Here is a 13,952-nt window from a genome sequence, read left to right on the forward strand (position 1 = left end):
TGAGAGGATGCAAAGTATGAAGACATCTGACTTTTTATTGAAACAAATTGCGACAGAATTAAAGCTTTCAACGAAACAAATTGAAAGTGTGATCAAGCTTTTAGAGGATGGCAACACCGTCCCGTTCATTGCCCGTTATCGGAAAGAGCAGACAGGCTCACTGGATGAGGTGCAAATTCAAACCATTTCAGAGCGCTATACATATATCCAAAATGTCACGAACCGAAAAGAAGAAGTCATTCGCTTAATTGCTGAACAAGACAAACTAACCGATGAATTAAAACAGAAAATTGAACAAGCTCATAAACTGCAAGAGGTCGAAGATTTATACCGGCCATTCAAACAAAAGCGCAAAACAAAGGCGAATGTAGCCAAAGCAAAAGGGCTGGAGCCGCTAGCGGAATATTTACTTACGCTGCCAAGCGATCAGATCGAGAAGAAAGCAGCTGCTTTTATTAGCGAAGAAAAAGAAGTGACGAATGTAGAAGAGGCACTTGAGGGTGCGCAGCACATCATTGCTGAACAACTGGCAGATGATCCTGATATGCGAAAATGGATTCGCAGTGAAACGTACCAAAAGGGCAGTCTGGTCACATCAGGAAAAGACGTCGAAAGCGATGAGAAAAACGTCTATGAAATGTATTACGATTATCAAGAGCCAATCAAAAAGATTGTCCCGCACCGTGTACTAGCGGTCAACCGTGGGGAGAAAGAGGGCATTTTAAAGGCAGCCATCGAACCACCTGCTGAAAATATTCGCTTCTATCTCGACAAACAAGTTCTAAAAGGCAAACAGACGACGGCGAGACCGTTTATTGAAGCAGCAATCGATGATGCATATAAACGTCTCATTCAGCCTTCCATCGAACGAGAAATACGAAAAGAGCTGACAGAAAAAGCAGAGGAACAAGCGATTCATATTTTTGCTGAAAACTTAAGAAAACTGCTGCTTCAACCGCCGATGAAAGGGAAGCGTGTACTTGGAGTCGATCCCGCATTTCGGACAGGCTGCAAATTAGCCGTCGTGGATGATACGGGCAAAGTCCATCATATTGGCGTCATTTACCCGCATCCGCCCGTGCAGAAAAAAGCGGAAGCGAAACAAAAAGTGAAAGAGATCATTCAATCATCAAACATTGAAGTCATTGCGATTGGAAACGGTACAGCCTCAAGAGAGACCGAACAATTCATTGCAGACTTGATTCAAGAGCTGGATCAGCCGGTGTCCTATTTGATCGTGAATGAAGCAGGAGCAAGTGTATATTCCGCATCTGCGCTGGCACGAGAGGAGTTTCCAGATCTGCAAGTTGAAGAACGAAGCGCCATTTCAATCGCTAGAAGATTACAAGATCCTTTAGCAGAGCTCGTGAAAATTGATCCGAAGTCTGTTGGTGTGGGCCAATACCAGCATGACGTCAGCCAGAAGCAATTAAACAGCTCGTTAACCTTTGTGGTAGAAACAGTCGTCAACCAAGTTGGTGTAAACGTCAATACCGCCTCACAGGCGCTGCTGCAATATGTATCAGGCCTTTCAAAAGCCGTCGCTGGGAATATCATCAAAAGACGCGAAGAGATTGGGAGATTCACAAGCAGAAAAGAATTGAAGGATATTCCAAGGCTCGGTGCTAAAACATATGAGCAGTGTATCGGTTTCTTGCGTATTACAGACGGACAAGATCCGCTTGACCGTACAGGCATTCACCCAGAGAGCTATAAAGAAACAAAACAGTTTTTACGCATGATCAACATGACGCCAGACGATCTTGGCACAGAGCAGTTAAAAGAGAAAATTGCTGAAGTGAAACTGGACGAAGCAGCAGAACAGCTAGATATTGGAACAATTACACTTCAAGATATCATCGATCAGCTCACAAGACCTGAGCGTGATCCGCGGGATGAAGTCCCAAAACCGCTGCTCAAAACAGATGTATTGAAATTGGAAGACTTGAAGCAAGGAATGGAGCTGCAAGGTACGGTAAGAAACGTCGTAGACTTCGGCGCATTCGTTGATATTGGCGTAAAGCAGGATGGGCTTGTGCATATTTCCAAACTAAGCAATCGTTTTGTGAAGCATCCGCTTGACGTTGTATCAGTTGGTGACATTGTGACCGTATGGGTGGACTCCGTTGACCAGGCAAAAGGCCGCGTCGCCCTCTCCATGTTGAAACCAGAGTAAACAAAAAACGAGGCGCACCTTAGGATGGGGTGTGCCTTGATGTGACTGAATGTTTTTTTCTATAAAAGTACCAGCATTGATTCAGCAATTTGATTTGATAATGATTTTTCTCATAAAATGCCTTCTGCATCTGATTTTTCAGCCAGTTGGGCATCGCCCATTCCTCCTTTGATCGAAACAGTGGGTGTATCTTCAATGTATGCATAGGGGAAATTGTCCCGTTCGAGGTTTTTATAGAAAGGAACGATCTTGATTGAACGAGAGAGAGTTACAGCAGTTAACAGAGCACATTTCCCAGCAGTTCTTTGGCAAGACATTCCGCCATCAGGCTGTTTTTAATGAACGGTTAAAAACGACAGGCGGACGATATTTACTTGGTACACACAATATCGAACTGAACCGCCGATACCTAGAGGAGCATGGACGAGAAGAATTAATCGGGATCATCAAGCATGAGCTGTGTCATTATCATCTACATCTTGAGGGAAAGGGCTATCAGCATCGCGACCGTGATTTTAAAGCGTTATTAAAACAAGTAGAAGCCCCGCGTTTTTGTACACCGCTTAAGACCGTACAAAAGAAGCGACGTGCGGGGAAACGCCATGAATACATTTGCACAGGATGCGGCCGGTCTTTTATCAGAAAAAGACGGTTTGATACCTCTCGTTATGTATGCGGCGTCTGCAAAGGGAAATTAAAGTGGCAGCGTACAACCGATTCATTATGATAAGCATTCCTCTAAGGGGATGCTTTTTTTGTTCCATTAGATGTGTGGACATATGGAGACAAAAAGAGACGCATGTCTCATTTTGTCTCTTTTTTCATCGGTGTGATTCGGTCAAAGCCAAAGTGTTCATGTATCTTCATGTTGGCACGATTTTTGCTTGTATAGAAGTGCAAGCAAAAAAGGATAGGAGGTTTTACCAAATGGAAATGGCATTGTCTAAAGAAAAAGCCGTATGGATGTATCAAAAAATGCAGGAAATCCGTCAATTTGAAGATCGAGTACACGCGCTTTTTACAAAAGGAATCTTGCCAGGGTTTGTCCATCTTTATGCTGGCGAAGAAGCTGTTGCCGTAGGAGTCTGTGCACATCTGAATGAAAAAGACAGTATTACAAGTACCCACCGCGGCCACGGCCATTGTATAGCGAAGGGCTGTGATCTAAAAGGAATGATGGCAGAAATCTATGGAAAAGCCACAGGTCTTTGTAAAGGCAAAGGCGGATCCATGCACATTGCAGATTTTGATAAAGGAATGCTTGGTGCCAACGGAATTGTTGGAGGCGGCTTTCCTCTTGCGTGCGGGGCAGCCTCACAGCCAAATATAAAAAGACAGAAAATGTAAGCGTTTGCTTTTTTGGAGATGGTGCAAACAATCAAGGGACTTTCCACGAAGGAATCAATCTCGCGGCCATCTGGAAACTGCCCGTCATTTTCATCGCAGAAAACAATGGGTACGGAGAAGCTACACCATTTTCCTATGCTTCAAGCTGCAAATCAATCGTCGATCGAGCCGCCGGTTATGACATTCCCGGGATTCAGGTAGATGGAAAAGATGTGATGGCCGTTTATCAAGCCGCAGAACAAGCAATTGAACGAGCGAAAAATGGAGAAGGTCCGACATTGATTGAATGCATGACATATCGGAATTATGGCCATTTCGAAGGAGACGCCCAGCGTTACAAAACCAATCAAGAAAAAACAGAACATCAAGAAGAGAGGGATGCGATCACTCTTTTTAAAAATGAATTGATCAAGCAGCAGCTGCTGACGAATGGAGAGCTATCAAATATTGAAGCGGCAGTAACTGAAGCGATAGATGAAGCCGTTCAATTCAGTGAAGAAAGTGAATATCCAGATCAGACCGAATTATTGACCGACGTGTATGTTTCGTATCAATAAATCAGAAGGAGGAGAGGAAAATGACAAGAGAAATCAGCATGTCTAGTGCATTGAATGAAGCGATTAAGCTTGCCATGAGAAGAGACGAGGATGTCATTTTAATGGGGGAAGATGTTGCTGGAGGCGCTCATGTAGATCACTTACAAGATGATGAAGCATGGGGCGGCGTGCTCGGTGTAACGAAAGGAATCGTTCAGGAGTTTGGACGTGAGCGAGTCCTTGATACACCGATTAGTGAAGCTGGCTATGTAGGTGCGGCCATGGCAGCTGCTTCCACAGGGCTAAGGCCAATTGCGGAGCTCATGTTTAATGATTTTATCGGGACCTGTCTGGACCAAGTGCTGAATCAAGGGGCTAAATTTCGATACATGTTTGGCGGAAAAGCAGAGGTGCCAATCACAATCAGAACGACACATGGAGCGGGTTTTAGAGCAGCTGCTCAGCATTCGCAAAGCTTGTATGCGTTATTTACAAGCATCCCTGGATTGAAAGTGGTGGTGCCTTCTTCACCATACGATGCCAAAGGATTGCTGCTGGCAGCCATCGAGGATCAGGACCCTGTCATCTTTTTTGAAGACAAAACGCTTTACAATATTACAGGAGATGTTCCGGAGCGATATTACACGCTGCCGCTTGGCAAAGCAGATGTGAAAAGAGAAGGCTCAGATGTGACCATTTTTGCAGTAGGCAAACAAGTTCATACAGCACTCGAAGCAGCAGAGCAATTAGCTGCGCAAGGAATTGAAGCAGAGGTGATTGATCCTAGAAGCTTGTCGCCGCTCGATGAAGAGGCCATTCTGACTTCAGTAGAGAAAACAAATCGGCTTGTCATTGTGGATGAAGCAAATCCAAGATGCGGAATTGCCGCAGATATTTCTTCTCTGGTTGCGGATAAAGGCTTCGATTTACTCGACGCTCCAATCAAAAAAGTGACGGCTCCTCATACACCGGTCCCATTTTCACCACCGCTTGAAGATATATATTTGCCGACACCTGATAAGGTTGTGAACACTGTCTTAGAGATGGTTGGAAAAAGTCATGACAAGATCTTGAACTAAAGAAAGGAGAGAGGGAGATGGCTGTCGAGGTTGTGATGCCGAAATTGGGCATGTCAATGAAAGAAGGAACGGTATCTGTCTGGAATAAAGAGATCGGAGAGACCGTGAATAAAGGGGAAAGCATTGCAAGCATCAACTCTGAAAAAATTGAAATGGAGATCGAATCACCTGCAGAAGGAACTATATTGGATATAAAAGTGTCTGAGGGAGAAGGTGTACCGCCTGGCACGGTCATCTGCTATATCGGTGAAAGAAATGAACAGGTCGAGGAAAAGAAAGAAAAAGACCTGCCGCCAAAACAAAAGAAAGAGAGAATAAAAATCTCCCCTGTTGCACGTAAGTTTGCTCAAAGTGCTAATTTGGATATTTATACACTAGTGGGAACAGGTCCAGATGGGAGAATCACGAAAGCGGATGTGCTTCGGGCACTTCCTGATGAAAAAGAAAAAGAAAAACAACACAATGAACCAACAAAGCATCAGCCAGTCAGCATGATGCGGAAAACCATTGCCTCGCGAATGATGGAAAGCCTGCAAACAAGTGCACAATTAACAATAACGATGAAAGCGGATGTGACAAAACTTACAGCTTTACAGTCTGAGTTGAACGAAACAGCTGGAGCACAACACGATATGAAATTAACCATGACCGATTTTGTAGCCAAAGCAGTGATTCTTTCTCTGCAAAAGCACCCTGCAATGAACAGTCAATATCAACATGATAGAGTCGAAACTTTTGAGCATGTACATCTTGGAATCGCTGCTGCTTTAGATCACGGGCTGGCAGTACCTGTTATTCGGCATGCGGAAAAGCTTTCACTTATTGAGCTGGCGAAGAGTATCAAATCGTATGGCAAAAAAGCACGTGAAGGCAAACTTCTCCACGATGAAATTGAAGGCTCTACCTTTACAATCACTAACCTAGGTGCCTATGGTGTGGAACATTTTACCCCGATTTTAAATCCGCCGGAAGCAGGTATTCTTGGCGTTGGAAAAGCGGATCACATGCCTGTTTATCAGGGGAATGAATTATGTAAAGGGACGATCCTGCCACTCAGTCTGACATTTGACCATCGCGTGCTGGACGGGGCGCCGGCATCACAATTTTTATCAACTGTTAAAGCCTATTTAGAAAAACCAGTATCCATTCTTTTATAGGAAGAAGGTGAAATGACCATGACGCTAGTCATTATAGGAGGCGGGCCAGCAGGATATGTGGCGGCAATAACAGCCGCCCGTTTTGACAGAGAGGTTGTACTAATCGACCAAGGCCTGTTAGGAGGTACCTGCCTGAATGAAGGCTGTATCCCAACGAAAGCACTTTTACAAAGCGCCGATATGTACGAGCATGTGAAATCAGCAGAACATTTTGGAATTGAGCTTTCAGAAAAGGAGCCTATCATTCATTGGGAAGCTGTTCAAAAGCGGAAGCGGTCAGTCGTCAAGCAGCTGACTGATGGCGTTCGTTATTTGATGAATAAAAACAAAATCACCGTGTTAAATGGGAAAGCATCATTTCTTTCGGCACATGAGCTATTGATAGAAAGTGAAGGGAAATCAGACATCATTCAAGCAAGACAAATCATAATTGCTTCAGGATCAGAACCTGCTGCTTTACCATTCGCCCCATTTGACAGGGAGTGGATCATTGATAGTAAGGAGACCATGACGCTCCCTTCAATACCAGATTCGCTTTGTATCATTGGCGGAGGGGTGATCGGCTGTGAGTTTGCAAGCATCTTTAGCAGAATGGGATCAAAGGTTGTCATGGTTGAACAGGCAGCACACATATTACCTGAAGAAGATCACGATACCGCTAACTGTCTTCACGATCAGCTTCAAAAAGCTGGTGTGGAGATTTTGACATCAGCAACAGTCAAACAGCTTGATGCAATCTCAAAAAAAGTGGTGGTTGAGAAGGATCATGGAGAGCGCTGTGACATCAAGGCCGATCATTGTTTAGTCGCCATTGGCAGAAAGCCGAGGCTGGGAGAGCTGAATCTTGAGCAGGTCGGCATAGAATTTGACAGAAACGGCATCTGCGTCAATGAGCATATGCAAACCAATCTCCCGCATATCTATGCGTGCGGTGATGTGACAGGCGGTGTTCAGCTTGCTCATGCTGCTTTTCATGAAGGAACGATTGCGGCATCACATGCATCAGGTGAAGATGTAAAGGTCAATGAACAAGTGATTCCAAGGTGCATCTACACGTCTCCAGAAATCGCGAGTGTCGGTTTAAATGAAGAGAGTGCTAGAAAACAATATGGGGAGATTCGGCTAGGGAAATTCGCATTTTCTGCAAATGGAAAAGCACTCATTTTAAATCAGCCAGCTGGTCAAGTGAAGGTCATTGTAGAACCGGAATATCAAGAAATTTTAGGTGTATCCATTATCGGGCCAAATGCCACAGAACTGATTGGACAAGCGGCAGTGATGATGCATACAGAGTTGACAGCTGATACATTAGAGCAGTTTATTGCGGCACATCCGACACTCTCTGAGGCGATTCACGAAGCCTTGCTGCAAACAAATGGACGAGCGGTGCACTGCTGATAGAGAAACATTTTATCCGAATGAATTCCTGGGTCAGTCAAAAATTGAAAGCGCTTTTATAATTATCTATAATGGATAAAAAGCCCCCAGAGGAGAGGATGGAATGAATCCGACGCCTTGTTATTTAAATACTTGGAAACGTTTTGTTCGTGAAGGTTTACTTGATAGGTCTCGTCTGGATAAGAGAGTGGTGGAGTCATGGCACAGATGTAAACAGGCAAATGTGAACCCATATTTAGATAAAGGACAGTCGTTGTTAGAAAAGGAATTATTCAGTATTCAAAAAAAGAAGTACTCACTATTCCTAAACGCCGCTCTTCCTTACTTAAATAAAATTAGTCAGCAATTAAAAGAATCGGACATGATGGCCTTACTCATCGATGCAGATGGCTATGTGCTGAGTTTGACAGGAAGTCAAAGGACGCTGGTAGAAGCGAAAAAAATAAATTTTATGGAGGGCGCGCGCTGGACCGAAGCCGATGTGGGGACGAACGCTATTGGAACGGCACTGGTCATTGGGGAAGCTGTAGCGATCAACGGAACTGAGCATTTTTCAGTCGCTTCCCACCATTGGAGTTGTTCAGCGGCCCCTATTCGTGATGCAGACGGCACGATCATAGGAGTCATTGATATCTCCTGTATGGCGGATCAAAGGCATCCTTTTATGCTTGGGATGGCTTCAACAGTTGCATATGCCATAGAGAGAGAAATTCAGGTCCAGCAAAAAAGGAAAGAGATGGAGCTGGTCAGTCATTGTCTCCAGCAGGTAGAAGCGGACGAGCCGTATGTAGTCTGTAATGAGAAAAAGCAGATTGTTTCGGCAAGCAAACCGATTAGAGATCGATTTTCAGATTGGTACGGAATGGATGTTGAACTGCTCATGGACGAGACATTTGTTACACGGGACAAGCAGATCATTCAGTCAGAACAAGACGGAGAGCTGCTTGGGATGTCTTTTTCTCTTGAAGAAGCAGCGAAGAGCAATATCACCGTTTCTTTTGCTCAATTTCCCGGGGAATCTGGAACAAGTACAGTATTTCAGCAGACGCTCAGCGAATTGAAACGAGCGGCACAAACAGATGTAAATGTATATATTTGGGGAGAAACAGGTACAGGGAAAGAACTGGCCGCTCGAGCGATTCACTTAGCTAGTGAAAGACATAAAGGACCGTTTATTGCCGTTAATTGTGGAGCCATACCAGAAAGCCTGTTGGAAAGTGAACTATTTGGTTATGCTGAAGGAGCTTTTACAGGGGCAAAACGTCATGGAGCAAAGGGGAAATTTGAACAGGCGCAGAAAGGAACGCTCTTTTTAGACGAAATTGGCGAAATCCCTTATGCGATGCAAGTGGCGCTTCTTAGGGTCATTGAAGAAAGAAAAGTCGTACCGCTCGGCGGGACACACGAAATCCCTTTGGATATTAGAATCATAACAGCGACACACCGGAATATGAACGAACTGCTGAAGGAAGGAAAAATACGTGAAGATTTGTATTACCGTCTTCATGTCTATCCAATCAACATTCCGCCGCTTAGAGAAAGAAAAGAAGACATTGTTGATTTATATCGTTATTACCAAAGGAAACACCAATGGAATGCGACATTTCCTGAATCATTTTTTCGTAAGCTAGAAGCGTACCACTGGCCAGGAAACATACGAGAGCTTTTTAATCTGTTTGAACATATAAGGGTACTGTTTCCTAAAGGAGGTTGGATTGGTGAATCGCAATATGCGGCGGTTTTAGAGGCGATGGATCAGAAAAAGCAGAAGCTGCATCTACCAGAATATACCGAGAATCCAAAAGAACTCACGCTAAGGGAACGCATTCAAAAGCAAACGGTGATAGAAGCACTGCACAAAACGAAAGGTCATGTGTCAGAAGCAGCGAAGTCAGCAGGGGTGCCAAGAAGCACCTTTTACAAGTGGATGCGGAAGTATAAGCTATCATAAACTCATAGGGATCACAGCAGCAAGAAGGCCTTGGTCTTTCAGTTAGAGGTCGGGGTCTTTCTGTCATGTCTAAACAGAAAACAAAAAGGAAGGAAGAAAGGCTTGACTGTTATATTAGTATATGTTAAATTATAAAAGCCGTCGCTAATGAGACAGGAATGAAACACTTAAAAATTCTTGACACATTTTTCTGGCATAGATATAATGAAACATGTCTTATTATTCCGCAGTAGCTCAGTGGTAGAGCTATCGGCTGTTAACCGATCGGTCGTAGGTTCGAGTCCTACCTGCGGAGCCATAATGGAGAAGTACTCAAGTGGCTGAAGAGGCGCCCCTGCTAAGGGTGTAGGTCGCGCGAGCGGCGCGAGGGTTCAAATCCCTCCTTCTCCGCCATTATTGTATGGCCCGTTGGTCAAGCGGTTAAGACACCGCCCTTTCACGGCGGTAACACGGGTTCGAATCCCGTACGGGTCATGTTTTGTTTTTTGATTCGTTGGGCTATAGCCAAGCGGTAAGGCAACGGACTTTGACTCCGTCATGCGTTGGTTCGAATCCAGCTAGCCCAGCCATTTTTTATATATGTTTTTCTGCATAGCAGATGAGCCATTAGCTCAGTTGGTAGAGCATCTGACTTTTAATCAGAGGGTCGAAGGTTCGAGTCCTTCATGGCTCACCATTGTCACGCGGGTGTGGCGGAATTGGCAGACGCGCTAGACTTAGGATCTAGTGTCTTTATGACGTGGGGGTTCAAGTCCCTTCACCCGCATTGTTTTTTCAAACAGTGCACTTATGAATATATGAGCACATCATACACGCGGTCGTGGCGGAATGGCAGACGCGCTAGGTTGAGGGCCTAGTGGGTGAATAACCCGTGGAGGTTCAAGTCCTCTCGGCCGCATCAAGAAATCAAAGGTTGTAGATCTTTGGTTTTTTTGTGCTTTCTAATTAGTTTGAACAGTTATATATGACAGTTTACGATGATAAAAAGTTTAGTGAAAAAAGAATTTTTCTAAAATTGTGATAAAATATTGAAGAGTAAGAAAGGGGAAATAAAAACATGTCAATTTACCATAAAGTCATTGGAGAAGGGTATCCAATCGTGATCTTGCATGGTTGGACACTTGACCATCAGGTAATGTTACATGCATTGGAACCGGTATTCGAAAAACGAAGCGGTTGGAAGAGAATATACATAGATTTACCAGGTATGGGACGTTCAAAGCCACATCCGTCAATTCAGAACTCTGATGATATGCTAGAAGCGATATTGCGTCTTTTGGACGAGGTTATCCCTGATGAACAGTTTATTGTTTGTGGTTATTCATATGGAGGGTACATAGCCAGAGGCATCGTTCGTTCACGTCAGGAAACTGTTCGTGGATTACTGCTTGTGGCGCCAATGACTATACCAGAATTCGATAAAAGACTCGTACCAGAGGCGACGGTTTTAAAAAGTGACAGCAGCTTCATATCACAATTGTCTTCAGAGGAGGCAGATGAATTTTACTCTATGATAGTTGTGCAAAGAAAAACGGAATGGGAGAGGTTTCGAGATGAAATTTTACTTCCTTCTAAACAAACAAACCATGACTTCATCAACAACATTCAACAAAATGGTTATGGTTTTACCTTCGATATTTCATCTGAACTTAAGTATCCAACGCTCATTATCACAGGGCGCCAGGACAATGTAGTCGGATACCACGATGCATGGCGGCTCATCGAAGATTATCCAAGAGCCACTTTTGCGGTGCTTGATATGGGTGGTCACAATCTTCAGATTGAACAACCCGATGTATTTAACTCATTAGTCGATAATTGGTTAAATAGACTTGAGTCGGAAAATGTTTAGCATGTTTTATCTAAATGATTGTCCACTCATCTTAAGTGAGTGGATTTTTTGTTTGAGAATAATATTTTTATATAATGCAGTCCAATCATACTAATAACGTTTAAAAGGTTATATTTCTAAATCCTACACAACTATTAGTATTAGTAAGGTATTCTCTACGTATGTGACGTATAATCCCAATAAACAACAAAATTATAAAGTGGGGTTGAGTAAATGCTTGGATTACCAAGAGGGGAAGTTTTTTTAGTACCTTGGTCTATTGAATGGGTCAAAGAATTTGAAAGTGAAAAGAAACGAATAATAGAAGTTATCGGTCAGTACATAGTGAATGTACACCATATTGGAAGTACAGCAATAAATGGTTTGAGTGCAAAGCCAATTATTGATATTGCAATTGAAATCAATCATTTTGTTGACGGAGAACATTGCATAACAGCTTTGCAAGGGCTTGGTTATTCATATAGAGGAACCAATGTGTTGCCTGAAAGACACTATTTCAGCAAAGGAGAACCACGTACACACCAAATCCATATGTATCAAACGGGCTTTAGATATCTACTTGAACAAATAAATTTTAGAGATTACCTGAGAAGTAACGAACTAGTAAGAAGTGAGTACCAACAGCTTAAACTGAACCTATCAAGTGTAAATAAAAATGACAAACACAAATATGCAGAGGGAAAAACAGACTTTGTTAAGTCGATTTTAGAAAGAATTTAGATACAGCTATCTGTAAGTGATGAAAAAACGATTTTATGCACAAAGAGACTCGCTACAAAGAGGAGTACTGTTTTCTAATCAACAAATTGCAATTATTACCGATTCATGCTATAATGAAAAGTAATTATTTTTGTTCGGCGTAAAGGATAGTATGAAGATTGACTTTTCGTCTTGAGGGTACTTTGGGCAAGGATAGTATAATACATTGTGTGGTAAACGCACGAGGAGGCAACAATCATGGAACAAGGTACAGTAAAATGGTTTAACGCAGAAAAAGGTTTTGGATTTATCGAACGTGAAGAAGGCGACGATGTATTCGTACATTTCTCAGCTATCCAAGGCGACGGATTCAAATCTTTAGACGAAGGTCAAAAAGTATCATTTGACGTAGAGCAAGGTTCTCGTGGAGCTCAAGCTGCTAACGTTCAAAAAATTGCTTAATCTTCATTCTTTTTAAAACAGGTTCTCTACCGAGAGCCTGTTTTTTTGCATGAAAAAACCCTACTCAACGTACAAGTAGGGAGATGGTACAAGGTATTCGTCAAAATTTCATGCTTCAAAGGTTAGTTTAGTATAACATACTGGTTTGACAATATGCGGAATTTCCATAAATTATTTTATTTTCTTCTAAACAGAATCCTGAACGTAAAAAATAGCCTTTGAATATTTAGTTTATTTTGGTATATTTTATTATAAAATGTAAGATCAAATAAGGGGATATCGAAATGTTAAAACGATTCTTATTCATTTTTTCAACGCTCCTCATGGCGATTGCAGTATTGTTCATCGCCGCAAAGGATTCAACTGGGAAGAACACGATTTCGTTAGATGACCCATTACCCTTCATGCTGTCACTAGGGATGGTCGTTTTCTTGTTTATTCCTCCTCTGGTGATGTCGTTTTTTGATCATATTGTGGTTAGATTGATATCTGGAATCTATCAATGTTTTATCGTGTTCTCATTCTTTGTCTTAATCCCTATAGGCTTTTTTATTCCAAACGGGGGAATGACTATTTTGATTTCAATTTTAGGTTTTTTGGTTAGCTTGTCCAGTATGGTTGTTACATTTATGCGAGGTCATCATAAAGAAAAAGAAGTTAGCATATAGCGATCCATTAAAAAGCCACGACTCAATAGAGAAGTGGCTTTTAGACGTTTGATCAAAAATCATAGAATTCTCATCGGTCAGCCATAAAGCAACCAAACATCGTCATTTCAAAGAATCTCAATCACAACGTAGCAATATCAATCACAAACCGGTAACGCACATCACTTTTCAGCACCCGCTCATACGCTTCATCAACTTGATTCGCGTTGATGACCTCAATTTGTGGTGCGATGTTGTGAGCAGCTGCGAAATCGAGCATTTCTTGTGTTTCTTGGATGCCGCCAACGAGTGAACCAGCAATGCTGCGACGGCCGGAAATTAATGAAAAGACGTGGAATTGATCCGGCTTAGGCGGTGCACCGACGTTTACCAAGGTTCCATCTACACGGAGTAAGGACAGATAGGCATCCACATTAATGTTGGCAGAGACCGTATTGAGAATGAGGTCATACTGACCGGCTAGTGTCTGAAACGTTTCAGGATCACTTGTAGCAAAATAGTCTTTTGCGCCAAATGATAGTGCTTCTTCTTTTTTATTCAAAGAGCGGCTTAAAACCGTTACTTCAGCACCAAGTGCGCGTGCGAATTGAATGGCAACATGGCCGAGTCCGCCCATTCCGACGATAG

The 13,952-nt window shown here is 42.8% G+C and carries 12 protein-coding genes, 7 tRNA genes and 1 pseudogene; 18 read left to right on the top strand and 2 right to left on the bottom strand.

The features are described from left to right. The first annotated feature begins 16 nt into the window (after window positions 1-16). Entirely contained in the window at window positions 17-2,176 is a 2,160-nt protein-coding gene (locus tag AOQ70_RS10625) for a Tex family protein (protein ID WP_059376210.1), read from the top strand. A 19-nt stretch (window positions 2,177-2,195) separates the two neighbouring features. On the opposite strand, the gene cmpA is transcribed toward AOQ70_RS10625, so the two are convergent. Beyond that, entirely contained in the window at window positions 2,196-2,330 is a 135-nt protein-coding gene (gene cmpA / locus AOQ70_RS19590) for a cortex morphogenetic protein CmpA (protein WP_008346893.1), read from the bottom strand. A 99-nt stretch (window positions 2,331-2,429) separates the two neighbouring features. Between cmpA and AOQ70_RS10630 the strand changes: the two genes are divergently transcribed. The 17 genes and pseudogenes from AOQ70_RS10630 (at window position 2,430) to AOQ70_RS10710 (ending at window position 13,325) form a co-directional block, all read left to right on the top strand. Next, complete coding sequence (locus tag AOQ70_RS10630; protein WP_059376213.1) at window positions 2,430-2,903, top strand: SprT family protein; 474 nt, start codon at window positions 2,430-2,432, stop codon at window positions 2,901-2,903. A gap of 200 nt (window positions 2,904-3,103) precedes the next feature. Then, window positions 3,104-4,080, top strand: a pseudogene (locus AOQ70_RS10635) (thiamine pyrophosphate-dependent dehydrogenase E1 component subunit alpha). 20 nt (window positions 4,081-4,100) lie between these two features. Continuing rightward, window positions 4,101-5,138: an alpha-ketoacid dehydrogenase subunit beta gene (locus AOQ70_RS10640; protein WP_008346887.1), complete on the top strand. Its 1,038-nt coding sequence runs from the start codon at window positions 4,101-4,103 to the stop codon at window positions 5,136-5,138. Between the two features lie 17 nt (window positions 5,139-5,155). Further along, window positions 5,156-6,295 (top strand): dihydrolipoamide acetyltransferase family protein, encoded by a 1,140-nt coding sequence (locus AOQ70_RS10645; protein WP_059376215.1) that lies wholly within the window; start codon window positions 5,156-5,158, stop codon window positions 6,293-6,295. An 18-nt stretch (window positions 6,296-6,313) separates the two neighbouring features. Then, window positions 6,314-7,693, top strand: a complete 1,380-nt coding sequence (lpdA, locus tag AOQ70_RS10650; RefSeq protein WP_059376226.1) for a dihydrolipoyl dehydrogenase — start codon at window positions 6,314-6,316, stop codon at window positions 7,691-7,693. 103 nt (window positions 7,694-7,796) lie between these two features. Beyond that, window positions 7,797-9,644, top strand: coding sequence for a sigma-54-dependent Fis family transcriptional regulator (locus AOQ70_RS10655; RefSeq protein ID WP_059376219.1), 1,848 nt, complete (start codon window positions 7,797-7,799; stop codon window positions 9,642-9,644). A gap of 223 nt (window positions 9,645-9,867) precedes the next feature. Continuing rightward, window positions 9,868-9,942, top strand: a tRNA-Asn gene (locus tag AOQ70_RS10660). A gap of 4 nt (window positions 9,943-9,946) precedes the next feature. Continuing rightward, a tRNA-Ser gene (locus AOQ70_RS10665) sits at window positions 9,947-10,037 on the top strand. Window positions 10,038-10,046: 9 nt separating this feature from the next. Continuing rightward, window positions 10,047-10,118 (top strand) — tRNA-Glu (locus tag AOQ70_RS10670). A 20-nt stretch (window positions 10,119-10,138) separates the two neighbouring features. After that, window positions 10,139-10,213, top strand: a tRNA-Gln gene (locus AOQ70_RS10675). 31 nt (window positions 10,214-10,244) lie between these two features. Further along, window positions 10,245-10,320: transfer RNA gene (locus tag AOQ70_RS10680), tRNA-Lys, on the top strand. 7 nt (window positions 10,321-10,327) lie between these two features. Further along, window positions 10,328-10,410: transfer RNA gene (locus AOQ70_RS10685), tRNA-Leu, on the top strand. A gap of 48 nt (window positions 10,411-10,458) precedes the next feature. After that, window positions 10,459-10,542: transfer RNA gene (locus AOQ70_RS10690), tRNA-Leu, on the top strand. Window positions 10,543-10,701: 159 nt separating this feature from the next. Beyond that, on the top strand, window positions 10,702-11,496 hold the full coding sequence (locus tag AOQ70_RS10695) for an alpha/beta fold hydrolase (RefSeq protein WP_059376221.1): 795 nt from the start codon (window positions 10,702-10,704) through the stop codon (window positions 11,494-11,496). Window positions 11,497-11,709: 213 nt separating this feature from the next. Further along, window positions 11,710-12,216 (top strand): GrpB family protein, encoded by a 507-nt coding sequence (locus AOQ70_RS10700; RefSeq protein ID WP_059376224.1) that lies wholly within the window; start codon window positions 11,710-11,712, stop codon window positions 12,214-12,216. A 237-nt stretch (window positions 12,217-12,453) separates the two neighbouring features. After that, entirely contained in the window at window positions 12,454-12,657 is a 204-nt protein-coding gene (gene cspC / locus AOQ70_RS10705) for a cold shock protein CspC (protein WP_008346765.1), read from the top strand. 284 nt (window positions 12,658-12,941) lie between these two features. Beyond that, complete coding sequence (locus tag AOQ70_RS10710; RefSeq protein ID WP_058837390.1) at window positions 12,942-13,325, top strand: hypothetical protein; 384 nt, start codon at window positions 12,942-12,944, stop codon at window positions 13,323-13,325. A gap of 121 nt (window positions 13,326-13,446) precedes the next feature. Here the strand turns inward: AOQ70_RS10710 and AOQ70_RS10715 are convergent. Then, a partial coding sequence (locus AOQ70_RS10715; RefSeq protein WP_156417745.1) for a zinc-binding dehydrogenase occupies window positions 13,447-13,952 on the bottom strand: 506 nt, incomplete at its 5' end.

Origin of the sequence: Bacillus sp. AM 13(2015) (assembly GCF_001518755.1) — a bacterium.
Taxonomy (GTDB): domain Bacteria; phylum Bacillota; class Bacilli; order Bacillales; family Bacillaceae; genus Bacillus; species Bacillus safensis.

Excerpts from the sequence above, each read along its gene's own strand:
- AOQ70_RS10695 (WP_059376221.1), top strand. The coding sequence starts at position 10,702 with ATGTCAATTTACCATAAAGTCATTGGAGAAGGGTATCCAATCGTGATC.
- cmpA (WP_008346893.1), bottom strand. The coding sequence starts at position 2,330 with ATGCCCAACTGGCTGAAAAATCAGATGCAGAAGGCATTTTATGAGAAA.
- AOQ70_RS10625 (WP_059376210.1), top strand. The coding sequence starts at position 17 with ATGAAGACATCTGACTTTTTATTGAAACAAATTGCGACAGAATTAAAG.
- AOQ70_RS10655 (WP_059376219.1), top strand. The coding sequence starts at position 7,797 with ATGAATCCGACGCCTTGTTATTTAAATACTTGGAAACGTTTTGTTCGT.
- AOQ70_RS10640 (WP_008346887.1), top strand. The coding sequence starts at position 4,101 with ATGACAAGAGAAATCAGCATGTCTAGTGCATTGAATGAAGCGATTAAG.
- AOQ70_RS10700 (WP_059376224.1), top strand. The coding sequence starts at position 11,710 with ATGCTTGGATTACCAAGAGGGGAAGTTTTTTTAGTACCTTGGTCTATT.
- AOQ70_RS10645 (WP_059376215.1), top strand. The coding sequence starts at position 5,156 with ATGGCTGTCGAGGTTGTGATGCCGAAATTGGGCATGTCAATGAAAGAA.
- lpdA (WP_059376226.1), top strand. The coding sequence starts at position 6,314 with ATGACGCTAGTCATTATAGGAGGCGGGCCAGCAGGATATGTGGCGGCA.
- cspC (WP_008346765.1), top strand. The coding sequence starts at position 12,454 with ATGGAACAAGGTACAGTAAAATGGTTTAACGCAGAAAAAGGTTTTGGA.
- AOQ70_RS10710 (WP_058837390.1), top strand. The coding sequence starts at position 12,942 with ATGTTAAAACGATTCTTATTCATTTTTTCAACGCTCCTCATGGCGATT.